Origin of the sequence: Pseudomonas gregormendelii (genome assembly GCF_017114825.1) — a bacterium.
In the GTDB taxonomy this organism is placed as follows: domain Bacteria; phylum Pseudomonadota; class Gammaproteobacteria; order Pseudomonadales; family Pseudomonadaceae; genus Aquipseudomonas; species Aquipseudomonas gregormendelii.
The window spans coordinates 87,914-111,056 of the sequence record NZ_JADEVO010000018.1; the positions used below are offsets into that span (position 1 = coordinate 87,914).

The following is a 23,143-nucleotide window of genomic DNA, read 5'->3' on the forward strand; positions in this document are numbered from 1 at the left end:
GATTGAGAGGTAATACCCATGTTTGAACACACAACCTGTGATGAGCGCTTCCTCACCCTCGCCAAGGAGTTGGGTTACGACATCTATGGCGAAAACACCGCCGGCGGCCACTACGCGCCCTTGGTCCGGCACCATGATGAGCTGTACATCAGCGGCATGGTGCCGCGCATGAATGGCAAGATCCAATACCCCGGACGGGTTGGCCTGGAGCTCAGCCTCAGTGATGCCCAGGCAGCCGCCAGCATCAGTGCCATGCGCGGGCTGGCGTTGATAGTGGATGCCATCGGCTCGCTGGATAAAATCAAGTCGCTGGTGCGGGTCACTGTGTACGTGAAATCCACTGCGGACTTTGTCGACCTAAGTGAAGTGGCCAATGGCGCATCGGACGTCTTCAGTCATGTGCTGGGGGATGCGGGTAAACATACAAGAACCACAGTTGGGGTTTATCAGTTGCCAAAGAATGCGGCGGTGGAAGTGGACATGATCGCAGCCTTGCGGCCTTCTGCGTTATAAGCGCGGCGTGTTGGGTTTACAGTGTCGATGGCTTCACCTATTGTTCGGTGAATGACGTCGACATCAAGTTGGAATGCGCGAATGAATAATGTTCAAGGTGCGTTTTTTTCATATGACGAGTTTCGTCAGAGTTTGCATCAGCCGCCCCAGAGTGCGCGGGTATGGACGAGCGATAAACTTGCTGCAATGCGCGAAAGTCTTGCGGGCAGCGAAGTCGATATCGTCGCATTGGCCCACGACAACAGCCTCGAAGGCTGCAAGTTGACACCGGGTGTGGCGGTGTCCATGCAATGGTTGAAACCCGGCGCTGTGTTGAATGGCCACGCCCATGGCTGGTGGCATCTGTTTGTCATACAGGCCGGCAGCGGCCTGCTGACCATGGGCGAGGATGACGAGGTGCGCGCCAGCACCGGCGACGTCCTGCTGGTGCCCGCCTGGACCCGACATGGCTTCGTCAACACCAGCGCCACCGAGTCGATGGCCATGCTCAACATGAGCAATATGCCGCAGTTGGCGTTGCTTTCCAGTATGGCTACCGCAGTGAGCTGAGCCACGACAACCCCCATACTCTGTTTGCTGTCCTTCCGGGAGTCCGCATTAGCCGACTCCCTTTTTTTGTTTTTGTATTGTCCGATGCGCGATTTCTGTATCCGTGTAAACAGATAATTTCTGTATCTGTTCAGTGCGTGAGCAACTATCTAGCATCGACTCCAGTGCAACGGATTAATAGTCTTGATGCAAGGGAGTGGTCCATGGAAAGTGCAAAGATAAAGTTGTACGTAGGGGCGGATTTTGTCAGTGCTTTTGCCATGTCGGCATTTGTGGCGCTGAAAGAAAAACAACTTCCGTTTGAATGTGTAACCCTCGATTTGAAAAATAGAGAGAACTATCAGGCGAGTTATCGAGACCTGTCGATGACTTGCAAGATACCTACCCTGGTCCACGAAGACTTCGCGCTTTCAGAGTCTTCGGCCATTGCCGAATACCTGGACGAAGTCGCGCCCGAGGGCCGAAAACTGTTCCCTGCAGACACCCGGCTGCGCGCCCGGGCCCGCCAGCTTCAAGCCTGGTTACGCAGCGACCTGCTGATCATTCGCCGGGAGCGTCCGGCAGATCTCATCTACTTCGGAACAAAAGACACGCCCCTGTCCGAGGAGGCCCTGGTGGCTGTGGATCGATTGTACTTCGTGGCCGATCGCCTGCTCAAAGGCGGCGCTGATCACCTGTTCGGTGACTGGAGCATCGCTGACACCGACCTGGCAATCATGCTCAACCGCTTGCTTGCCAATGGCGATCATGTGCCAGCGCGACTTGCCGCCTATGTTCGCCGGCAGTGGGACCGCGACAGCGTGCGGGCGTGGCTGGACATCGAGCGCACAGCACCGACTGCCCATTAACTCGTCAGGAATTCATCGGGAGCGCGGCCATGCAGGGAATGTCGGAGCTGCACAGATACAAGCCCTATAACGCCCGGACCATCCGCGAGACGCCGTACTGGCACAGGCTCACGCCAGCGTTACGGGAAGCCATGGACGTGGTCGCGCGGGTGATGCCATTTCGCACCAACGAATACGTGCTCGGAACATTGATCGACTGGGACAGCATTCCCGACGATCCGATTTTGCGCATGACTTTCCCCCACCCGGACATGCTGTTGCCGCAGGAGTATGCGTCGCTCAAGCAACTGATCGAGCAGGACGACGCTGCGGCCATCAAGCGCCGGATCGAAGCGATTTGGCTGCGCATGAACCCCCATCCAGCCGGCCAGTTGACCCATAACGGCGCAAGCCTGGGCGGTAAAGTCCTGCCGGGCATTCAGCACAAGTACCGGGAAACCGTGCTGTTCTTCCCTGGCGCCGGCCAGACCTGTCACGCGTACTGCACCTTCTGTTTTCGCTGGGCGCAGTTCATCGGTGAAGAAGAACTCAAGTTCAACGCCCGTGAGTCCCAGGAACTGGTGAGTTACCTGCGGGTGCACACCGAAGTCACTGACGTGCTGATCACCGGCGGTGACCCGATGATCATGAACACTCGCTCGCTGGCCGGCTACATCGAGCCGCTGCTGGAGTTACCGCACCTGCGCAGTATCCGCATCGGTACCAAGTCGGTGGCTTACTGGCCGCAGCGGTTCGTCAGCGACAAGGATGCCCCCGAGCTGCTGGCACTGTTCCGGCGAATCGTCGCGGCAGGCAAGCACTTGTCTGTGATGGGGCATTACAACCACCCGGTCGAGCTGCGCCAGGACATCGCCCGCCAGGCCGTCGAACGCATTCGCTCCACCGGCGCCGTGTTGCGCATGCAGGCGCCGGTGATCCGCCATATCAACGAAAACCCCGCCGATTGGGCCGAGCTCTGGACCGAAGGCGTGCGACTTGGCGCGGTGCCCTATTACATGTTCGTCGAGCGCGACACCGGCCCTCGTCATTACTTCGCGATGCCGCTGGCCCGGGCCTTCGAGATATTCCAGGCGGCCTATCGCAGCGTGTCCGGGCTGGCCCGTACGGTGCGGGGGCCCTCCATGAGCACTTTCTACGGCAAGGTTCTGATCAACGGGATTGAAACCGTGGCCGGAGAAAAAGTCTTCGTGTTGCAGTTTCTCCAGGCCCGAAATCCGCAATGGGTGCTGCGCACCTTTCATGCGCAATTCGATCCCCACGCCAGCTGGTTCGATGACCTGCGCCCAGCCTTTGGCGAGCAGCGATTCTTTTTTCAGGACGAGCCGCTGACTGCGCCCGAATTGATACCGGTCCTGCTGGAAACGGCGTAGGACGATTCACCAGGAGATATGGACATGAGTGGCATCCCGTTTGATCAGCGCGAAGGGCTTATCTGGCTCGACGGCGAGTTCGTCGAATGGTCCCAGGCGCGCTTGCATGTGTTGACCCATGGTTTGCATTACGCGAGCACCGTGTACGAAGGCGAGCGTGTGTACAACGGCAGGATCTTTAAGCTGCGCGAACACAGCGAGCGGTTGTATCGCTCGGCACAATTGATGGATTTCGTGATTCCCTATGAGCTGGCCGAACTGGAAGCGGCCAGCCATGAGCTGCTGCAGCGCAATAACGTGGTCGACGGATACGTGCGGCCGGTGGCGTGGCGTGGCAGCGAAATGATCTCGACTTCGGCTCGCTTCAACCGCGTGCACCTGGCGATCGCCTGCTGGCAATGGCCGAGTTACTTCGACCCGGCAGGGCACATGGGCGGCATTCGCCTGAAGACCGCCGACTGGCGCCGGCCGCCCCCCAGCAGCAGCCCGTTCGAAGCCAAGGCTTCGGGGCATTACCAGATCGCTACCCTGAGCAAACACGATGCAGAAAACAACGGCTTTCACGATGCGCTGATGCTCGACTGGCGCGGCCATGTCGCCGAGGCCACCAGCGCCAACGTGTTTTTCGTCAAGGACCGGACGCTGCACACCCCGCTGCCCGACTGCTTCCTCAACGGAATCACCCGCCAGACCGTAATCGAATTGGCCGGGGCGCTGGATTACCAGGTGGTCGAGCGCACGATTCTTCCTACCGAGCTCGGCGACTTCGAGGAGTGTTTTCTGACGGGCACCGCTGCCGAAATCACCCCCGTGCGCAGCATTGATGAGCAGCGCTATCGCCCGGGCAACGCCTGTCGCGAATTCATTGCCGCCTACACCGCCACCGTCAACGCCGGATAAACCGCCAGGAATCTCACCATGTCCGATCAAGGGATTGCATTCAAAGCTGATGTTTCACTGGGCCACCGCCACGAAGAATTATCGGCACGGGGCTGGACAGTACTGACCGCCGACGAATTTGACGATGACGTGGTCGGCACACTGCAGCAGTTCGGTCCGATCATTCCGCAGTTCAACGGCCAGACGGCGTTCGCGATCACGCGCAAGCCGGGCTACGAAGACCTGCCGTACTCCCAGAGCATGAACGGTATCGGCCCGCACACCGAGGCGCCGGTCTATGCTCCGCCGCCACGTTACCTGGCATTGCATTGTCATCAACAGGCGACCTGCGGCGGCGGCCATACGGGGCTGGTCGACGGCTACCAGTTCCTGGCATTGCTGGAACGCACCGAGCCGCAGTTGCACCAGTGGCTTGTCGAGACGCCAGTGGAGTTCGTGGCTACGGCCAAGCCTGGGGAGGCCGCGCAACGGCGGGTTAAGGAATACATCCTGACGCCGACGCAGGACGGTGACATCTTGCGCTTCAGCTACAACCAGTTTCACTACGGCGACGTCAATCCTTGCAAAGAGGATCTGCAGCAGTCGCTGGTGGCCAACAGCCCCTCGCCGCTGGCGCGGTTCGCGGTGCTGGGGGAAGCGTACTTTCTGGAGCACAACACCCCGGTGTTGATCCCTGACGGCTGCCTGCTGATTTGGGACAACTGGCGGATGATCCACGCCCGCAGTCGATACAATGACCCGGCGCGCAACCTGACCCGCTATTGGCTGGCCTGAATTTTCCGGCGCCATTCATTCTATTTGCGTACCCCTGGGTGGGTACGCGTACAACAGGTAACGCGTTATGCAAACAGCCATCGAGATCGCCAAAGTCGATCATCAATTGATCGTGCGGCTCAACCAGGCGTGGACCAAACGAGCCACGGTGTGTGCGCCGGACAAGTGGCAGGCCGGCGAAGCCTTCGACCCTGCGCGTCCGGATTACCCGGAGTGCATGGTGCCGTTTTTCCAGCACCCGAAATTCCAGGCCCTGAGCGACGAGCTCAAAAGCAGCGTGCTGACCTGGGGCTGGATCGGCTACAACCTGCGCACGGTCACTGCCGAAGAGCACGTGGTAAACCCAGCATTGAGCGTCATCGCCAATCAATACCTGGGGCAGCATGACTGGCATTTTCGCGAGGCGATGCAGCAGACGCTGATCGACGAGCACTACCACACGCTGATGCACCTGCGTGCGATCGAGCGCACCCGGGTCGACCGCGCGCTGGACCAGACGCTGGACTTGCCGCCGTCGGTCACCTATCTGCGGCTGCTGGCGCTGCGCGAAGCGTTGCCCGAACAGTGGCAGCGGGACCTGGCCTCCATCACTTTTGCAGTGGTGGCCGAAATCAGCGTCAATGCCTACCTGGATCTATTGGCGGACGATCAGAGCATCCAGCCGCAAAACCGTCGCGTGGCCGAGCTGCACAATCGTGACGAGTATGCCCACAGCAAGGTCCTGGCCGAGGTGGCCAAGGTCATGTACGGGAACATGCAGCCGCCGCAGCGGGAATTTTTCGCCCGTACGTTGTCCGTGGCCCTGAGTGCCTTTGTCGCCCAGGACTACTCGATGTGGGAAGCGATCCTGACTCAACTGGGGGTTGAGGACGCGGCGCTGATCATCGCCGACACCCGTGAGAGCAACCGTAACGCGACCATCATGCGCGACTACAGCGGGCTCCAGCGTCTGGCCGAGGACCTGGGTATCACCGGGCAAATCGATTTCGACTTCCGACCGACGCTCAAGAACGCCTCGGTGGCCTGAACCAGGAGCTGCCCCATGTCCGTTCCCGAGTACGAAGTGTTCGCCATCCGTGTCGGTGCCAATGCCCAGCGCACGGCCCGGGAGAATTTTCTGTACGACGCCTGCTGTGGTGATCCGAACGCGCCGATGCCGCTGGATTATTACTTCTGGGTGATTCGCCATGAGCAACGCGTGATCGTGGTGGATACCTGTTTCCAGCCGGCCACTGCGGATCGGCGCAACCGTCAGATGTATCGCCTGCCGGAAGAGTCCCTGCGCCAGCTGGGGATTGATCCGGCACAGGTCGACAACCTGATCCTGACTCATCTGCACTGGGACCATGCCGGAAACCTGGGTTTGTTTCCCAAGGCCACCGTGCATCTGCAGGAGGCGGAACTGCGCTTCTGTACCGGGCCGAAAATGGCCCATCGCACGGTGAACAAAACCTACGAGGTCGATGACGTGATGTCGGCGCTGCCGCCGCTGTTCGAGGGGCGCATGCGTTTGCACACGGGTACCGTCGAGGTCGCCGCCGGCGTGACCCTGCATCCGGTGGGCGGGCACACGCCGGGCAGCCAGGTGGTGCGGGTCAATACCCGGCGTGGGTGGATTGTGCTGGCTTCGGACGCTGCGCATTTGTGGGTGAACATTCGCCAGCGCAGTCCGTTTCCGATTATCGATGACCTGGCGCAAACGCTGGAAGCCTTCAACGAAATCGAGCGTCTGGCGGACGGCGAGGAGCACATCATCCCTGGCCACGACCCCCTGATCGCCGAGCGTTTTCCGCATTGGAATGATGACCCGCACATCATTTGCCTGCATGAAAACGCCCTGGGGCTGCACCCAAACCCGAGCTGAAATACAACTCCTACGGGGTACGTATACATCCCGGGGATCTCCAGCAAACAGGCTTTACTTCTGGTTTTTCAGGAGTTGGCCCAGGGTCGCCAGCGCCTCCTCAATCCTCGGCGTAAACGGCGCGCCACACGCGATTCTCAGGCAGTGCCCAAACCCCGGCCCATTGGAAAAGATATCCCCAGGCAAAATCTGAATACCCACCTTCAACCCCTCATGAAACAAACGCATCGACGCATACCCAGGCGGCAGTTCCACCCATAACAGGGTGCCGCCCTGCGGCTCGGTCACGCGGGTGCCTTGGGGAAAGTGGCGCAGGATCGCGGTGCGCATCGCGTGGCGCTGCTGGGTCAGGGTGTTCCTCAGTCGGCGCAGGTAACGCTCGTAGGACGGTGTCTTCATGAACGCACTCACCGCCAACTGCGACAGCGCCTCACATCCCCTCGACTGGCTGTGCTTGAGCATCTCCACCCGGTCGTGCCAGCGGCCGGCACTGATCCAGCCCAGGCGCATCCCCGGCGCGAGGGTCTTGTTCAGCGAGGCGCAGTAGATCAGGTTGTCGCTGCGGTCCCAGTGTTTCAGCGTGGACAACGGTTGCTCGGTGTCTACCAGGTCGCCGTAGGTGTCGTCCTCGATCAGCACCGTGGCGTGCTCGGCGCACAGTTGCACCAGTCGGGCCTTGTGCGAGTCGGGCATGATGCTGCCCAGGGGATTTTGCAAATTGGGTATCACGATCACGGCGCGGATCGGTTCAGAGCCGCGCAGCAATTGTTCCAGGGCGAACAGATTGATCCCGCAGTGCGCCGCTGCCGGCACCTCGCACACCCGCAGATTAAGGCTTTCGAGAATCTGCAGCAGGCCGTGGAAGGTTGGCGACTCGACGGCAACCGTATCACCGGGCTGGGTGACGGCGCGCAGGGCCAGGTTAAGCGCCTCGGTGGCGCCGTTGGTGATCACGATCTGCTCGGCGCTCAGGTGGGTTTTGCTGGTCAGGGCGCGGCGAGCAAGGATGTTGCGCAGTGCGAGGTTGCCGCTGGTGGGCGCGGTGGTGCCCAGCAGCTGTTGGTTCTGACGCAACGCCTTGACCATGTGGTCCTGCAGGGTCTTCAGCGGGTAGAGCTGGGGTGCGCAATAGGGGTTGGCGAAATTGACCTTGATCGTCGCTCGCTGGCTGGCCTTGAGCACCGAAGACACCTGTTGGTGAATGCCGACATAGGCATCGGCAGCCAGCGGTGCCGGTGGCAGGGGGTGCGGCAGGGGTTCCGGCTGGCGAATATAGTTGCCCGAGCGCGGGCGCGCCTCCAGCACCCCCTGACCCTCCAGCTCCCGGCACACCTGCACCGCCGTCGACAGGCTGACTGCGTGCTTCTCCATCATCAGGCGGATGGACGGAAAGCGTTCGCCGTTTTTCAAGGTGCCGCTGCGGATCGCGTCGAGGTAGTGATTGGCTAACTGACGGTACAGGGGAAGTGTGTTCATGCAGGCCTCAGCAGTTGCACCACTGAGGTCTGGGCTGGACAGTGAGTAGACGCTCCCCGCAGGCGGACCCATGGTGCTCGAGGGTTAAGGGAAGTGTTAGTGCTGTTTCGATACTGGAACAGTAGTCGCGGACTTGCCTGAATCGCAGGCAATAAAAAGCCCCGCACAAGGGCGGGGCTTGGGAGAAACACGAGCTGGCGAAAGAGCCTGTGGCTTGCTCGCGCTTGAGTGGGCAGCACTCACAAAAGAAGCGGTGCTGCCACTATTCCGCGGCCGCTACGCAGTCCAGGGGGAGCGAGCTCCCGCCCCACGGGGAGGGCGCTGCGCTGCGGGAGGTGTGTTACTGGGCAGCGATGCTGAAGCCATCGAACGCGGTCTGTTGCTGCAGCGCAGTGATGATGTTCTTGCGGTTGACCGCCTGTTCAGTCCCGGCGTTGTCGAGGAAGGTTTCGCTTTCCAGCTCCGCTTCATCGCCGTCACCGACGAACGCGAAACCGAGGAACTCCAGCGCTTGGCGATCAAGGTTCAGGCGCGAACGCGGCGTGCGCAGCGGCAAGGTGACGCTCACGCCGTCCTTGCTGATGGTGAACACTTCGACTTCTTTCTTCGCCCGCACGGTCTTGCCCTTGCTGCTGCCCGGATTGCTGATGGCCTGATGAGTCTGGTTCAGCACTTTCAGCGCCAGGCCGTAGACGATTTCCTGGAACGCAGGGTCGTCCTTGAAACTGGACAGGATGCGGCTGATCGGGAACTTGCTGCTGAGGTCTTCCAGTGCCGCGATATCAGCGGCCTCGGCGTCCTTGAGCTGCTTGAGTTCGCCCATCAGTTCGTAGGCCTTGTCATCGTCGAAGCTGTCGTGAGCCTGGCGGATCGCGGCACGCAGTTCGCGGATCTGGTCGCTTTCACGGGTCGACTGGAACGAGTCCAGGACCATCTCGGCGATGGTCTTGGCCTGTGGCAGGTGTTGTGAAAGATTGATGGAGTTTTCGTATTCCGCTTTGGACGACAAGGTGACTACGGATTCAGCGGTACTGGAATCGGACATTGAAATTTCACTACTTCTTTTAACTTGGGATGAGGCGAGAAAGCCCGGGGCCTTTTCAGGCCGCCTAATCTATTGGACCGGCGCCGTGTTGTCACGGACGAACAGGCCAGCGGCCAAAACATCCACCTCGGTGCCCCGTAGGAGCTGCCGCAGGCTGCGATCTTTTGATCCTGATCCTGATCCTGGCGGCCCCCACCTAGCCAAAGATCAAAAGATCGCAGGCTTCGCCAGCTCCTACGCATGAGTTGCCTTGAGGCCGCGAAACACCTGATAAAACCTGATCGAGCGCCCGCAAAACAGACCGCTGGCAATCCCGGACGCACAGGCCTTGAGCAACATGACTGGCAGCGTGTTCGATTGTTGCGGGTGAACCTGCGCCTCATAGCCGAAGTAGTAATTGACCGCAAACAACAGCAGGTAGAGCACCAAGGTCTTGCTGGTGCCGGGCAGGATCAGCCCGGCTCTCGAGGCATCCAGCCTGACGTCCTGGCTGGAAAAAATCAGCAGTGCAGCGGCGCTGCCCACCAGTACGGCGACCAGCCAGAAGCCCAGCGACAACAACGGATGCAGCGCCAGATTGAGCGAATACAGGGACCAGGCGAGCAGGATCGGCGGCGTGATCAGCAGCGAGATTTTGCTTTCCCGGGTGGGGGAGAGGGCCTTGATCCCGAAATAGCAAAGCAGCACAAAGAGCGCGTAGACCCACGGTGGGGTGTTTTGCAGGGCGTTGAGCATCTTGACGTGTCCGTGTCGAAAAGCGAGCGTGGATAGTAGTCCTGTCGGGTTCTGTGCATTGGCCTATTTTCACGCAGGGGGTGAACTATCCGAACGTGTCTTGCCCGCCTTAGAGCCCTGTGGGAGCAAGGCTTGCCCGCGATGCAGGCAGCGCGGTCCGTCAGACCTTTCCCGGCGTATTCAGATTCATCGACCGCACCGCCAATTGCGTGGCAACTTCCTCATCCACCGGCAACGAAAACACCAAGGTCGCCCCTTGCCCCGGGACATCCAGCAAACGAATCTCGCGGCCATGCAACTGCAAAATCCGCTGCACAATTCGCAACCCCAACCCGCCATCGCGCCGTGCGCCGCCAATATTGAACGGCCGCAGAAACAACCCCTCACGCAACTGCGCAGCAATCCCCGGGCCGCTGTCACTGACCGTGATCTCGACGAACCCACCCTGCGGCACCAGGCTGATGCTGATGATTCCGCCCACCGGCGTATGGCGCAGGGCGTTGTCAAACAGGTTGGTCAGTACCCGCTCGATCAGCCCCAGGTCGGCAAACACCCCGGACACCGTTGGCGCAAAGTTGGCCTTGAGCTGCACCTGGCGCGCTTCGGCGGTCAGTTCGAATTTCTGGAATATGTCCTGCACCAGGTCGGTCAGGGAAAACCGCTCCAGCACGGGCTGCACAAATCCATGCTCCAGCCGCACCAGCTCCAGCAGCGACTGTGCCAGCCCGCCAACCTTGCGGCTCTGATCCAGGGCGATGCCCAGGTAACGGCGGCGGTCGGCCACGGACAAGGTCGCGTCCTTGAGCGACAAGGTTTCCAGATAACCATGCAACGACGCCAGGGGCGTGCGCAGGTCGTGGGAGATGTTCGCCACCAGCTCGCGCCGCTCCTGGTCCTGGCGAGTCAGCGAGCGCCATTGTTCGCTCAGGCGCGCCTGCATCTGGCGGAAGGCGGCGTCGAGTACGGCGATCTCGTCCTGGCTGGCGGCTTTTTCCACCGGCGCCGGGGGTGTTTGCGGCATGCCATCGATATCGAACTGGCTGACGTTCGCGGTCAGGCGCCTCAAGGGCCGGGTGATCAGCGAGAAGGCCGCGAGACCGGCAATCAGGCATAACAACGCCACCAGCCCGATTGACCACAGGGCCGTGTTCAGCGCCGCGCTGGTCGCGCCTTGTTCGGCGAAGCGGTCATGTTCCTCGCCGAGCAGCACTACATAGAGGTAGCCAACCGGCTTGCCATCGACCGTCAACGGCGCGGCACTGAACACCTTGCGTGTATCGGCGCTGCGCGGGTCGTCGCCCAGTATCGGCAGGGCATCGCCAGCGAGCAGGCGCTGGATGGGCGCCAGGTCCACCTGCTCGCGGCGAATCCGACCCTCGGGTGCTGCGCTGCCGACAACCCGGCCTGCAGGGTCCAGCAGGTACACCTCGACGCTGGGGTTCACCAGCATCAACTGGCTGAACAGGTTGCGCACCGCATCGGGCATCAGGCCCTGGCTGTTCATCAGCACCGTGTCATTGGCAATGTGTTGCGCCAGGTTTCTCGACAACCCTTGCACCACCTCCTGCTCATGGATCTGGTTGGCGCGCACCTGCATCCACGCCGACGTGCCGCAGCACACCAGCAGGAGCACGGCGAACACCAGTGACAGGCGTTGTGTCAGGGTCAGCTTCATGGCTGGTCCTCTTGCGCCGCGAACTTGTAGCCACGGCCCCACACCGTGAGGATGCGCACGGGCTGCGCCGGGTCGGCCTCGATCTTGGCCCGCAGGCGATTGATGTGAGTGTTCACCGTGTGCTCGTAACCCTCGTGGCTGTAGCCCCACACCGCATTGAGCAAGTCCATGCGCGAGAACACCTTGCCGGGCTGGCGGGCGAAGAAGTACAGCAAGTCGAACTCCCTGGGCGTGAGGTCCAGGCGCCGACCATCGAGGGCGACGTCGCGGGTGATCGGGTCAATGGAAAGGCCATCGAGGCTCAGGCTGCCGGCGTCCATTTTCAGGTTGCGCGCCATCGCATCCACTCGCCGCAACAGCGCCTTGACCCGCGCCACCAGTTCGAGCATGGAAAAGGGCTTGGCCAGGTAATCGTCGGCACCCAGCTCCAGGCCCAGGATCCGGTGCATTTCACTGGAGCGGGCGCTGGTGATGATGATCGGCGTGTAGCGCGCCATCGCACGGGCGCGACGGCAGATTTCCAGCCCGTCGACCCCGGGTAGCATCAGGTCGAGGATCAGCGCATCCCAGCCTCCCTGCTGCAGCATGCGCATGCCTTCGTTCCCGTCCGCGCAGTGCACCACCTCGAGATGTTCATCACGAAGATGCAGGCAGATGAGGTCGGCAATATGCAGGTCGTCCTCGACCACCAGGACGCGTTTGGTCTGTTCCATCAAGCTTAATCCTTCAGCGCGGTGTGCGTAGTGTGCGGGTTTTTCGCCCATCGAGTTATCACGATTTATTTAACTCTCCGTGAGGATTTGGCGATCACACTCAGCCTAGGCTGTGTTCCATGAAAGGCCCCCTGGATTTTTGGAGACGAGCATGTTTTCACGACGACAGTTTCTCGTAGCGAGCGGCGGGCTGGGGGTTGCAGCCCTGGCGATCGGTGTATTGCCGACATTTGCCGGGCGCTGCTCATTCATTGGCGATTTCATTGGCGATGCCAATGCCGCAGAGGTCTTCGAAGTGACGCACAGCGACAGTGAATGGCGCGCCCTGCTGAGCGACGAGCAATACGAAATCCTTCGCGAAGAGGGCACCGAGCGCGCCTACAGCAGTGCGCTGAACGATGAGCACCGGGACGGTACGTTCGCCTGTGCCGGTTGTGACCTGGCGCTGTTTTCATCGGCCACCAAATTCGACAGCCGCACCGGCTGGCCGAGTTTTTGGGCGCCGCTGGACAACGCGGTGGGCATTCGTCAGGACCGTTCATTCGGCATGGTGCGCGAGGAGGTGCACTGCCGAAGATGTGGCGGTCACCTGGGCCATGTCTTCGATGACGGGCCCAAACCCACTGGCCAGCGTTACTGCATGAACGGCCTGGCGATGAAGTTCACGCCGGCTTGATCTTTCGTTTCTGGAGCAAGACCCATGAAATTATCCTTCACCTGGCGTCGCACACTGCTGGCCCTGACGGCTGCTGGCGTTATCGGTCAATGCTCGGCCTTCTCCCTGGGCGCCGAGGACGCAGTGGTCATTCCACCTCCGGCACTCGACCCAACCACCCAGGCCCGCAGTGAAACCGCGGTATTCGCCGGCGGATGTTTCTGGGGCGTGCAGGGTGTGTTCCAGCACGTCAAGGGCGTGCAAAAAGCCGAGTCGGGATACGCCGGTGGTAGGGCCGATACCGCTCGCTACGAGCGAGTGAGCGACGGCGACACCGGGCACGCGGAAGCCGTCGAAGTCACGTTCGACCCGACTCAGGTCAGCTACGGCACCCTGCTGCAAATCTACTTCTCGGTGGCCCACAACCCCACCGAACTCAATCGCCAGGGGCCGGACAGCGGCACTCAGTACCGATCAGCGATTTTTACCCGCAGCGGCGAGCAGCAAAAGGTCGCCCAGGCGTACATCGCCCAGCTCGACGCCGCGCATTCGTTCAGCAAACCGATCGTGACCAAGCTGGAAAGTTACAACGGTTTCTACCCGGCTGAGGATGAACATCAGGACTTCCTGACTGACCATCCCACCTATCCCTACATCGTCATCAACGACTTGCCGAAAGTGGCGCAGCTGAAGCAGCTGTTTGCGGATCGATACCAGGAGAAACCGGTGCTGATCAAGGGCGGGTCATAACCTTAGGCCTGCACATCGGTCAGGCGCTTGCCCATTTCGAACGCGCGCATTTCAAACCCCAGTTCTGCATAGAGGCGCTGCGCCGGCGCGTTGAAGCCCCACACGGTCAAACGCAAATCCGCCGCGCCCTGGTCGAGCGCCCAGGCTTGCGCCTGCGCCATCAATGCGCGGCCAACGCCCTGGCCTCTGGCCGCCTGGTCAACACAGACCGAACCGATGCGCCCGACTCGCTGCGGTTGCATCAGCGAGCCCTTCGACTCGGTGACTTGCACGGTGATGAAACCCGTCACGGTGGCAGCCTGTTCGGCGAGGAACACCGCCTGATTTTCGCCCTCGAGGCTGGGTCGCCAGAAGTCACTGTCGCGGGCGAAATCCCCGGTAGAGGGTGCGTAGATGTCCGGCCGGTGCTGGTGGTGCAGGCTGTTGAGTTGCTGGCCCAATCTGCAAATGGCCAGCAAATCCTGGGAAGTGGCTCGGCGGTAAAGGGTAGGGGATGTCATTGGCTGTCCTTGGCGTGTTGATGAAGCGAGATGCTCGACGCAGACACTAAACATCGTCGCTCTCCATGTCGATCATGTCCCCGGGCAGACTAGTGCATGCCGGGCTTGACTGGCTACTGCTTGCCCCATCGCTGCATGGCGCATCGCCTACCAAGCCAAAATCAGTAGTGATACCGGCACATCACAACCCGAAGCTCTCCGTCCTCAACCGCGTACACAAGGCGATGTTCTGCGGTGATTCGCCGTGACCAAAAGCCGCTCAAATTGTGTTTGAGCGGCTCAGGCTTCCCAAGTCCGGTGAAACGCTCGCTCTGAATTGATATGATCAGCAGGTTGATTCGCTTGAGGCCTGCCTTGTCATTGTGTTGGAACCACAGATAGTCGTCCCAACCTTCAGGAGTGAACTCGATATTCATTCTTCAATGAGTTGCCTGGCTTTGGTTTTTCCTGCGCGCAAACTGCCGATCGATTTGATCAGGCGCTCGGCATTGGCTGGAGAGCGCAGTAAATATGCCGTCTCCTCCAAAGCGTTGTATTCCGCCAGGGACATCATCACCACCGGCTCACCTTTTTGACGAGTCACCAGCAGTGGAGCACGGTCTTCGTTCACTCGATCCATTGTTTCGGCCAAGTGCGCTCGAGCTGTCGTATAGTTGATGGTTTGCATATTGTAGTCCTCGCCTGAAGCAAAGAACGTACAGAAATGAGTACAGGATGGCAAGGCAATACCTCTGAGTGGTCGCTACGCAAACGGTGCATTTGCGTATGAGCTGAGTATCACTCGATAGCCGCCGAGACGTTTCTGTTAGTGATGTAGGCCTTTTCCGATAAATGCGCCATCCTGCATTCCGCCAGGATCAGGTCGGTTTTTGACTGGTACGCTCCCCAAGGCTTTCCACCAACCGCACCAGATACCCATCCGGATCCTGCAGCAGAAACTCCCGCTGGCCCACTTCAACCTCACCCGCGCGATACCAAGTGTCGGCACAGGCTCGAAACAGCGGCCATTGAACTTCAGCCAGCCGCCGCAAAACAGGTTCAACCGATTCAACAGTAATCTGGAAATTGATCCCCCGACCAAACGGCGCCTGCAGCGCTCCACTGAGCCATTGCCCCTCGCCGGGATCGTATTGCTCCAGCATCAGCTGCGCGCCGTTCAAGTCAAGGTAGGCAAACCCGATTTCAGGACGCTCGTAGGCAATCGGAATACCGACCAATACCGTCCAGAAATGCAGGCTTTTCCTGATATCGCTGACCATCAGTTCAGGTACCAACTTGCTCCGTGCAAACATACATATCCCTTTGTAGGCGTGAGCCTGCTCGCGATACAAGCGACCCGCGCCCCGTCAGTCCTCTTGCGGCGCCACCATCCGCGTCTTCGGCAGGCCATTTGAATTGTGCTGATAAATCGCCTGGGGCTGACCCTGTTCGTTAAAGAACACCTGCCCGATCCCCGCCGAATTCCACAGCCGCTCACCCGCTTCAGCATGCTCCGGCACATGCGGCACAATGCGCATCAGCCGACGCTTGGTCAGCCAGTTCAGCGGCGAGCGCGGCGAGTAGAGCCAGCGGTTGAGCCGGTCGAACCACTCCAGCAGCCTCGGCGGAAACTCGTTCTTGATGCCACTGCTGGTGACCTGCCAGATACGCGGCCCACCCTTGCGGTGTCGAATAAATACCTCGTAGACGAAGGAATAATGCACATCCCCCGACAGGACCACGTAATTACCCGGCGTGCGCGAGTGTCGGAAAATATTCAGGATCACCTGCGCCGCGCCACGATGGGCCATCCAGTTTTCCGCATCCACCAGCAGCGGAAAACCGCACCAGCTGAACACTTTCTGCACCGTCTCGATCAACTTCACACCAAAGATCGGCGCCGGCGAGACGATGATCGCCGAGGGGTGATCCAGCAGTGCCTGCTGCAACTCGCTGAGCGCTTCCCAATCGAGCAAACCCGAAGGCTGCTTCAGCGTCATCTCGCTGCGCCAGCGCCGGGTGCGCGTATCGATCACCACCAGCGCCGGGCTGGTGGGCAGCACGTAATGCCACTGCTGAAACTTCAGCAGGTCATCGATCAGGTCGTCCTGCACCGGGCTGTCCAGGTAACGGTCCTGCCCGGTCGCGCTGAACTGCGCAGTTTTCTTCAGCAGATCCTTGAACGCGTCCGGGTTATTGCCCCAACCCTGACACAGCATGTAGGCGATCAACGCATTGCCGATGATCCGCTTGGAAAACGGATGCCCGTAGGCCGTTTCCTCCCACTGCGCGGAAAGGTTCCAGTCATCGGTAATATCGTGGTCATCGAAAATCATCAGGCTCGGCAAATGCGCCAGCGCCCGGGCCACACGCCCCAAGCCAGCTTTGAAACCATCGATGCGCGTCTGCTCCAGCGCATACCGTTCACGGCGCTCGGCAGTCAGCACCGGCGGCTGTGGCGCAATCAGCGTCCAGGCCGTCGGCGACCACACCAGCAGGTACATCGCCATCACCTCGGCAAACGTCACCAAATGATTATCGGCGCTGCTGCTGGTGAAAATCGGCTTGCGCGCCCCACCGAAAAATCGCTCACGCAACGTCTCGTTGCTCTCAAGCGCCGGTAACAAATCCGCACGGTGGTAATAACTGGCCGGGTGCTCATAGAGCTTGGCGCTGTCGCTGACCACCGCGCCTTCGAGGTGCTCCTCGAACAGCCCCAACCGCTCGATCAGCGCATGAATGGCCCGCAGCGTGGGCCCGGCGACGTCGTCGGCATACACCTGGTCGCCCGTCATCATCAGCAACGCGGGACGTTGCTGCGGCTCGTGTTCGGTCGCCAGCAACTGATCGACGCAGAGCAAACCGTCGGCAGCGGGATGATGCGGCTTGCGGCAGGACCCGTGCAGCAACTGATCGACCCGCGAGCGCAGCACAAAATTCGGTCGCAGCGCGTCGCCATACAACAGATGCGGCGCCCAGTCGGCAATGCCGGCCCCGTCAATCAACACGTCATATTCGGTCAGCGTGTCGCAGGGCAGGGCGCTGTCGAGGGGCACATCGATCAAATGCACGAAAGCATGGCTGCCCACGGCAATCACCGTGCACTGCGTGGCGTCGAGGCGAATGTCGGCGACACCCTGCAAACGCAGGGTCAGCTCCAGCTCCCGCGACCCCACCAGCCACAGCACCAGCCGCGTGGGCTCCAGACGCCGCAATAGCGGGCCGGCGAGAACCGGTGGCAGGGAGTGAAGATCGGCGATTGGTAGCAGCGTTACGGACATCCGGTCAAGGCTCTTTGTGCGCAGAGGCGGGCGATGATAACGCAGGTGGCGGCGCACAGCGAAAGCATCGCGGTATCGCCGGGGGCACTTGTTGCTGTGCTGCGTGCCCAAACTTGGCGTAACGCGGATTCCGGCGATCCTGCCCGGGTTCAACGGCGTGTTGATGACCGCGATATTTGCGGCGGTCAGCGTTCGGGCGATCGAAGTGGCCGTGAAGGCCACGGCGGGGGAGGAGTAGGTAAGCCTGCGGCAACATGCTTAGATAGGCATTTAACCCATAGGGAATGGCACATGATCGACTTCAACAACAAAGGCTTCTTCAAACTCAAGCAAAACGACGAATACGCCGAACGGGTTACCGCACTGCTATTGGAGGGGGAGCAGGTCATCGACTCCTACAAATCCATGCGCGACGGCGTGGTGTTTACCAACAAACGCATCATCGCAGTGAACGTCCAGGGTCTGACGGGCAGCAAGAAAGACTTCACTTCATTGCCGTACAAAAACATCGTGGCGTATTCGGTGGAAACGTCGGGAACCTTCGATCTGGACTCCGAACTGGAAATCTATTTTTCGTCGCTGGGCAGAGTGAAATTCGAATTCACTGGCCGGACTTCTATGGTGGAAATCTCCAAGTTGATTTCCCAGCACCTGCTCTGAAGCGGGGGCAAACCCCCGATAAGCTCGGGCCTGGCCTCATTCGCACCGACCTCGAACCAGCGGGAGCCCCGCTCCAAAAAGCCCGCTGTGGACCCCCCCCCATGGAGTTACCTCTGTGGAAGCCCCCCCGGTGGGAGACCTGTGGAAGTTACCCCGTGGAAGTTATTTCTGGGAAAGTTATCTCTGTGGGAGCAAGGCTTGCCCGCGATAGCGCCAGCCCAGCCACCCCCAATCCCCCAGTCCTCAGTGCCTGGCAGACAACCAAAATCCAGACCCTCACACACTCCTGTGGGAGCGGGCTTGCCCGCGATAGCGCCAGATCATCCACAACAAATCCAGATGACCCAGCACCATCGCAAGCCCACCCTCAGACTAACCCCCAGAATTCCCCCGCTCCCGCATCAAAACCTTCACCGAATCATCAACCAACGCCTTACCCATAGCCACCAGATAATGCGCAGCCCAAGCATGCCGCCCATTGTCTTTCGCATAAGCGGCATCCTCAGTCAGCGACTTGGCAAGGCAAAGAAAATCCGAAGCCATCGATAACGCATCGGCAATGGGCACGCCACCAATGACGTGAAACATCGCTTGATTACCGAGGTAGATCGCGGGTGTGAAGCCGATGGTTTTCAGTTCTGGATTGTCGGTCATTTGCCACCTCCGGTGATGGAGAGGGCATGTGGGAGATTGGATGGTGGGGCGTTACGCAACTGGGAACCGCGTAGAGGTGAAAGCCAAATTTTGTACGGATTGATGCTGCGCATGATAAAGCTCCAAGGTTGGAAAACCGAAAATCCAGTAAACCGGCACGTCCGAAGACGTCCCACGCACAGCCGCCATAGATCACGACTGCGAGAGTAAAAACTCCTGCAAACGTGAGTAAGGCACTGATGCACTTCCAGATTTGATCGGGTTTCCAAGCCCGGCCGCTGAGTTGGCAGCGACGGTGGGAGGGTAGCGTGCAGGCTTTTATCCTGCAACCTTTGAAAGCATCCTGTTTCACGCTCTTTCGTTGAAGCCAGTAGCCTTAGGCTCGTTAACAGGATAGGCAGGTGACTATGGCGTAGGAGCGCATTGTGATAGCAGGCGCGCACGGCACGCTTATAATTATAGTGTTTGCTCAGTGCGTAATGATTTGACAGTGCTGTATTGGGCAAATGTTCACCAAGTGTTGGCAATCTGAAAATTGAATTTAGGATGATATTGATATGAGTAATTCCATTGGTCCTACCTCAACTGTGTCGTGTGCCTCGATAGATCAAAAGGTGGTGCACAAAAAAGATGTAAATATGTTGTTGAGGCAGATAAAAAAATGCAAGCAGACTGTTAAGTAACTTGAACAAGTCGCTGGTAGGAAATCAGCGCGTCCTACTGAAAGACATGCCTGTCGCCAACAATCGGAAACAATGAAAGAGACGTTACAATCTAAGCTTAAAGCAGTCAGCGGGCTTATGGGTAAGATAGAAAGTAGTTCATACAATCATGCCCGTTTTAAGGGCGAGCAGCTGCAAAAAATGTCCGAAAGTTGTAAAGAATTAATATCGAAGAATAACGCTACTTTTGATAAAGTACCTAGTGTGTTCGGTAGAGGGGGTCAAGATTAAAAATAGCTATTTTATAGCTGCGAAGTTGTGCATGCATCGCGGGGCAAGAATCAGTACTGTGGAAGCGCCACTTTGATTGATAGTTCTTTTGTCATGTGGTCGGGCGAGGTGCTCGGTATGAAATATTTTGGTATTTGCTGGGTTGGAATTTTATAGCGCCAGTTTTCAGTTCTATTTTTCCAATACAAAAATATTTCGTGGGCATTTTTCGCGAAAAAACATTCTCGTACTGTTTTAGGGGCAAAGGATTTGCCTCTCTCGATCTATTTTTGCGCACCGGCAACTCCGGACTCAAGCAGACTCTGTCAATTAGTGATTGAGCACAGTAAGCGAAGTTTGGAGCTTGTTATGCAAATTGTTTATTTATTGAATATCTTTCACGCAATTGTTGGGTGCGACGAGCTAGGCTGTAAAGTTGCTCTATCGCCTGCGCAGCCCACAAGTCTTCTGCTGTACTGTGAAGTGCCTGTGCGTGGCCCGCTAGTCAGCGGTTGCTTGCTTTGTGCTAGGTTTCGGCGAGTCTGGTATTGGTTTTTATTCCATTGTTAGGATTGCAGGTTGCCGAGTTGGAAAGAGATTTACAAAGGTCTCTTGAAGCTAACGCCGTCAGTTGCATGATCATGGAACTTTATGCGGCCAAGATTATGAAAAACGGATTCAAGTGTGGAGTGATAAAAATTGTCCGTGGGCTCGGTTTGTTTCCATGGGAGCAGCCGCAGTCATAGAGAGCGACAAGCCAGAGTTATTGTGTCGCTGGCGGGTCCTGCAACACGTAAACAGCGACTCGGTGGCACGCTTGAACTTTGCAATACTTCTGATGACTTTTCGGCGCTCAATAAATGTCTTTCAGATAGTTCTGCAGCAGCAGAAGCGGCGCTTCCAGTTGCTGCAAAGTCTGCGCGTCATAAAAGTCCACCGACAACCTTTGCAGCTCGCGCCCCAAGGGTTTATCCACGCCCCCCAAGGCATTCAGTGCCAACGCCAGGCATTGGTTCACCCTCAACTGGATCGCCGCGACATCCCCCTGGCGCACCAGTAAACCAAAAACCTCGCGCTCGTAATCGCTCATGATCGGATCGTCGCGCAGAATCGGGCTCGAGTCTTCCGTCTCATGTGCGAGCTTCAGGCAGAACAGGGCGACGGTTTCCAGGAGCAATTCCATGGGGGAATCCTTGAATTTTTCACCGGGTGTGGGAGGGGGGCGAGAGGAGCAGGATCAAAAGATCGTCCGATCGCGGCCCGAGCCTTCGGCAGCTCCTACGCGGTGGTGGGGTGTCAGGTGCTTTATCGCAGGCGAAAAAAAAGGCCTTGCTAAGCAAGACCTTTCTTAATTTGGTGCCCGAGGGAGACTCGAACTTTAACCTGTAGGCCATGCATTCCGGGGATGGCCTCAGCGTAGAGGAAATTCCTACTCACATTCCTACTCACATTCGGTTTTGTTCAAACTTCCTACCCACAGATTGCGAGTGGGCTGGTCAGCCATGCATGGAACAATTTTATCTACTCACGTCCTTTTTTGCCAGTCGCGCCTGTGTAAAGAGGTGGGCACAACTTGCAGGGTGCCTCAGATCGGCCCAAGTACAGAAGGCGGGCACCCAGACTGAAGGAGCGATTTCAGTGTGTCGTACCCAAAGTGGTGTTTAGCTTGCAGCACGCTGTAGCGTTGTCCGTGAAGGGAGGAGACGGAATCGAATTCTTAGCCGCAGGCTTCACATTACGAAGTCGCCATTTATCTGCTTCTCCCCCAGATACGCCCACAAAATCTCGCTTGTGTGTGGCTTAGGACGGCTACGGCAGATATTGCTGCGGCATAAGGTCTACCCCGGGCCGTTTAGGCTTCGCGAAGAGCTCTGTATATGCATCCAGCATGGACAAGTATTCAGTATTCATCGAGTGCCACTGCGTAGTAGCGTTACGCCTGTATTAGCGTTAGTCATGCAATTTGAACCGCAGCAGAGGAAATGGGTTTTTAAATAGTTAAATGACCACTCTGCTGACTGTTTTTGAAGTATCGCAGGCCTGAAATAATCCGTTTTCTACGTAAATAATGACTTGGATAAAAAAATGTTTAATTTATTGATATCAGCAAGCCGAGATAGCTGGGATTCCGGAACTTACGAGCTTGAAAAAGGAAGAGCAATTGTAGAATATACAGACGTTGAAATTAGTGAGCGATACAAAGATTTCGATGAAAATGCGATTCAAGAGCTTAAAAGCTTTCCTTGTATATTTGCTATCGAAAACGAAGCTGCTGAATCTAGGGTTGGATATATAACTAATATTCACTCTGAAGTATCTACAGTAACTATAGAGTTTAAGTTTGACGAAAAAATCCCACCTTTAAAGCGGGGCGCTATTGAGGATTTACGCGAGGAAATAGGCCTTGGTAAATTAGAGCTATACCGCACACATTGGGCCGTAAAAGATGAGCAGCTTTTTGAGTTGCTACTAAACAAAGGTCTTATAACAAACGCTCAACTCACTGCCTCGCAGGCGCTCGAAAGTCCTCCGCCCCCAGTCTCCGCTGAAGGAGAGCAGCCGTTCAACAGATCGCAAGTGTTTATCGTTCATGGGCACGACGAAATTGCCAAGTTAGAAATGGCAAGCTTTGTGACGGCTTTAGGGCTAGAGCCTATTATTTTACATATGCAAGCGAGTTCGGGCCGTACAATCATCGAAAAAATAGAGCATTATTCAAATGTTGGATTTGGTATTGTTTTGTATACGCCATGCGATATTGGATATAAAGTCGGTAACTTGAATAGTAATTACAGGGCCCGTCAAAATGTAGTTTTTGAGCATGGCTACTTAATTGGTAAGCTTGGCAGAGATCGGGTGGTGGCAGTGGTCAAAGGTGCCACTGAAACGCCTAATGATATTAGCGGTGTTGTATATGTATCGCTTGATGATCAAGAGAACTGGAAAGAAGAGCTTATTAAAGAAATGCGCAGCCTTCAATACAAAGTCTAAAGCTTTAAGAGTCATGCAGTGAAGTAAGGCAAGCTAATCAGTGAAGTCGCAGCGCGTTGTTGCGCATAAAAGCATTTAATTAATAACGCTTTTTGTATTCGTTGTGAATGGAGATTTTATGGCGTACCGAAATAAAACTTACGTTGCTTTTGCTAGTGTGCTGTCTCTGAAATAAGTTTCTAACCTGAGCTATGCTTATGTGGTCAGTCAGTGCTTGGAGTGATCACATGAACTCTCAGGACATCGTGCTCAGTGAAGACGAACAAATTGAACTGAGTC

At 57.8% G+C, this 23,143-nt stretch carries 23 protein-coding genes and 2 pseudogenes; 13 read left to right on the forward strand and 12 right to left on the reverse strand.

Annotated features, from left to right (window positions below):
* Positions 1 to 18: 18 nt before the first annotated feature.
* The 8 genes from IMW75_RS14485 to IMW75_RS14520 all read left to right on the forward strand — a co-directional run bounded on the left by IMW75_RS14485 (position 19) and on the right by IMW75_RS14520 (position 6,818).
* Positions 19 to 513, forward strand: coding sequence for a RidA family protein (locus IMW75_RS14485; RefSeq protein ID WP_045062691.1), 495 nt, complete (start codon positions 19 to 21; stop codon positions 511 to 513).
* A gap of 81 nt (positions 514 to 594) precedes the next feature.
* Positions 595 to 1,062 carry a cupin domain-containing protein gene (locus IMW75_RS14490; protein WP_045062689.1) on the forward strand — a complete coding sequence of 156 codons (468 nt, stop codon included), beginning with the start codon at positions 595 to 597 and terminating at the stop codon, positions 1,060 to 1,062.
* Between the two features lie 203 nt (positions 1,063 to 1,265).
* On the forward strand, positions 1,266 to 1,910 hold the full coding sequence (yfcF, locus tag IMW75_RS14495; protein WP_205893005.1) for a glutathione transferase: 645 nt from the start codon (positions 1,266 to 1,268) through the stop codon (positions 1,908 to 1,910).
* A 29-nt stretch (positions 1,911 to 1,939) separates the two neighbouring features.
* On the forward strand, positions 1,940 to 3,280 hold the full coding sequence (locus tag IMW75_RS14500) for a KamA family radical SAM protein (RefSeq protein WP_205893006.1): 1,341 nt from the start codon (positions 1,940 to 1,942) through the stop codon (positions 3,278 to 3,280).
* A gap of 24 nt (positions 3,281 to 3,304) precedes the next feature.
* Positions 3,305 to 4,180 carry a branched-chain amino acid aminotransferase gene (locus IMW75_RS14505; protein ID WP_045062685.1) on the forward strand — a complete coding sequence of 292 codons (876 nt, stop codon included), beginning with the start codon at positions 3,305 to 3,307 and terminating at the stop codon, positions 4,178 to 4,180.
* 18 nt (positions 4,181 to 4,198) lie between these two features.
* Entirely contained in the window at positions 4,199 to 4,954 is a 756-nt protein-coding gene (locus tag IMW75_RS14510; RefSeq protein ID WP_205893007.1) for a TauD/TfdA family dioxygenase, read from the forward strand.
* Positions 4,955 to 5,021: 67 nt separating this feature from the next.
* The gene (locus IMW75_RS14515; RefSeq protein ID WP_205893008.1) at positions 5,022 to 5,981 is read left to right on the forward strand and encodes a diiron oxygenase; all 960 of its coding nucleotides are present in this window, start codon (positions 5,022 to 5,024) and stop codon (positions 5,979 to 5,981) included.
* A gap of 15 nt (positions 5,982 to 5,996) precedes the next feature.
* Positions 5,997 to 6,818, forward strand: a complete 822-nt coding sequence (locus IMW75_RS14520; protein ID WP_205893009.1) for an N-acyl homoserine lactonase family protein — start codon at positions 5,997 to 5,999, stop codon at positions 6,816 to 6,818.
* Positions 6,819 to 6,872: 54 nt separating this feature from the next.
* Here the strand turns inward: IMW75_RS14520 and IMW75_RS14525 are convergent, their stop codons facing one another.
* From IMW75_RS14525 to IMW75_RS14545, 5 genes and pseudogenes are all read right to left on the reverse strand, one after another.
* Positions 6,873 to 8,294 (reverse strand): aminotransferase-like domain-containing protein, encoded by a 1,422-nt coding sequence (locus IMW75_RS14525; protein ID WP_045062680.1) that lies wholly within the window; start codon positions 8,292 to 8,294, stop codon positions 6,873 to 6,875.
* A 340-nt stretch (positions 8,295 to 8,634) separates the two neighbouring features.
* Positions 8,635 to 9,339, reverse strand: a complete 705-nt coding sequence (locus tag IMW75_RS14530) for a hypothetical protein (RefSeq protein WP_205893010.1) — start codon at positions 9,337 to 9,339, stop codon at positions 8,635 to 8,637.
* 234 nt (positions 9,340 to 9,573) lie between these two features.
* Positions 9,574 to 10,092: pseudogene (locus IMW75_RS14535) on the reverse strand (DUF6622 family protein); the annotation flags it as partial.
* Positions 10,093 to 10,234: 142 nt separating this feature from the next.
* The gene (locus tag IMW75_RS14540) at positions 10,235 to 11,749 is read right to left on the reverse strand and encodes a sensor histidine kinase (RefSeq protein WP_205893012.1); all 1,515 of its coding nucleotides are present in this window, start codon (positions 11,747 to 11,749) and stop codon (positions 10,235 to 10,237) included.
* Positions 11,746 to 12,462 carry a response regulator transcription factor gene (locus IMW75_RS14545; protein ID WP_205893013.1) on the reverse strand — a complete coding sequence of 239 codons (717 nt, stop codon included), beginning with the start codon at positions 12,460 to 12,462 and terminating at the stop codon, positions 11,746 to 11,748. The genes IMW75_RS14540 and IMW75_RS14545 overlap by 4 nt, the downstream gene beginning before the upstream one ends.
* A gap of 151 nt (positions 12,463 to 12,613) precedes the next feature.
* Here IMW75_RS14545 and msrB point away from each other — a divergent pair, with 151 nt between their 5' ends.
* Together msrB and msrA are read left to right on the forward strand one after the other, a co-directional pair.
* Positions 12,614 to 13,138 (forward strand): peptide-methionine (R)-S-oxide reductase MsrB, encoded by a 525-nt coding sequence (gene msrB / locus IMW75_RS14550; protein WP_205893014.1) that lies wholly within the window; start codon positions 12,614 to 12,616, stop codon positions 13,136 to 13,138.
* 24 nt (positions 13,139 to 13,162) lie between these two features.
* On the forward strand, positions 13,163 to 13,867 hold the full coding sequence (msrA, locus tag IMW75_RS14555) for a peptide-methionine (S)-S-oxide reductase MsrA (RefSeq protein ID WP_205893015.1): 705 nt from the start codon (positions 13,163 to 13,165) through the stop codon (positions 13,865 to 13,867).
* A 2-nt stretch (positions 13,868 to 13,869) separates the two neighbouring features.
* Here msrA and IMW75_RS14560 read toward each other — a convergent pair whose 3' ends face one another.
* From IMW75_RS14560 to IMW75_RS14580, 5 genes are all read right to left on the reverse strand, one after another.
* Positions 13,870 to 14,367 (reverse strand): GNAT family N-acetyltransferase, encoded by a 498-nt coding sequence (locus IMW75_RS14560; RefSeq protein WP_205893016.1) that lies wholly within the window; start codon positions 14,365 to 14,367, stop codon positions 13,870 to 13,872.
* Positions 14,368 to 14,528: 161 nt separating this feature from the next.
* Positions 14,529 to 14,783: a Txe/YoeB family addiction module toxin gene (locus IMW75_RS14565; RefSeq protein WP_205893017.1), complete on the reverse strand. Its 255-nt coding sequence runs from the start codon at positions 14,781 to 14,783 to the stop codon at positions 14,529 to 14,531.
* A complete protein-coding gene (locus tag IMW75_RS14570) occupies positions 14,780 to 15,034 on the reverse strand; it encodes a type II toxin-antitoxin system prevent-host-death family antitoxin (protein WP_205893018.1) in 255 nt (84 codons plus the stop codon). Before IMW75_RS14570 ends, IMW75_RS14565 begins: the two co-directional genes overlap by 4 nt.
* Positions 15,035 to 15,224: 190 nt before the next feature.
* Positions 15,225 to 15,659, reverse strand: a complete 435-nt coding sequence (locus IMW75_RS14575; protein WP_205893024.1) for a bleomycin resistance protein — start codon at positions 15,657 to 15,659, stop codon at positions 15,225 to 15,227.
* Positions 15,660 to 15,713: 54 nt separating this feature from the next.
* Positions 15,714 to 17,627 (reverse strand): alkaline phosphatase D family protein, encoded by a 1,914-nt coding sequence (locus IMW75_RS14580; protein ID WP_205893019.1) that lies wholly within the window; start codon positions 17,625 to 17,627, stop codon positions 15,714 to 15,716.
* A gap of 103 nt (positions 17,628 to 17,730) precedes the next feature.
* On the opposite strand from IMW75_RS14580, the pseudogene IMW75_RS14585 reads away from it, so the two are divergent.
* Both IMW75_RS14585 and IMW75_RS14590 read left to right on the forward strand, forming a co-directional pair.
* A pseudogene (locus IMW75_RS14585) lies at positions 17,731 to 17,865 on the forward strand (potassium channel family protein); the annotation flags it as partial.
* 53 nt (positions 17,866 to 17,918) lie between these two features.
* The gene (locus IMW75_RS14590; RefSeq protein ID WP_045062660.1) at positions 17,919 to 18,287 is read left to right on the forward strand and encodes a PH domain-containing protein; all 369 of its coding nucleotides are present in this window, start codon (positions 17,919 to 17,921) and stop codon (positions 18,285 to 18,287) included.
* A gap of 372 nt (positions 18,288 to 18,659) precedes the next feature.
* Here IMW75_RS14590 and IMW75_RS14595 read toward each other — a convergent pair whose 3' ends face one another.
* A complete protein-coding gene (locus IMW75_RS14595; RefSeq protein WP_205893020.1) occupies positions 18,660 to 18,941 on the reverse strand; it encodes a DUF3077 domain-containing protein in 282 nt (93 codons plus the stop codon).
* 1,785 nt (positions 18,942 to 20,726) lie between these two features.
* Positions 20,727 to 21,056, reverse strand: coding sequence for a hypothetical protein (locus IMW75_RS14600; RefSeq protein ID WP_205893021.1), 330 nt, complete (start codon positions 21,054 to 21,056; stop codon positions 20,727 to 20,729).
* Positions 21,057 to 21,958: 902 nt separating this feature from the next.
* Here IMW75_RS14600 and IMW75_RS14605 point away from each other — a divergent pair.
* On the forward strand, positions 21,959 to 22,864 hold the full coding sequence (locus IMW75_RS14605) for a TIR domain-containing protein (protein ID WP_205893022.1): 906 nt from the start codon (positions 21,959 to 21,961) through the stop codon (positions 22,862 to 22,864).
* Positions 22,865 to 23,143: the final 279 nt, after the last annotated feature.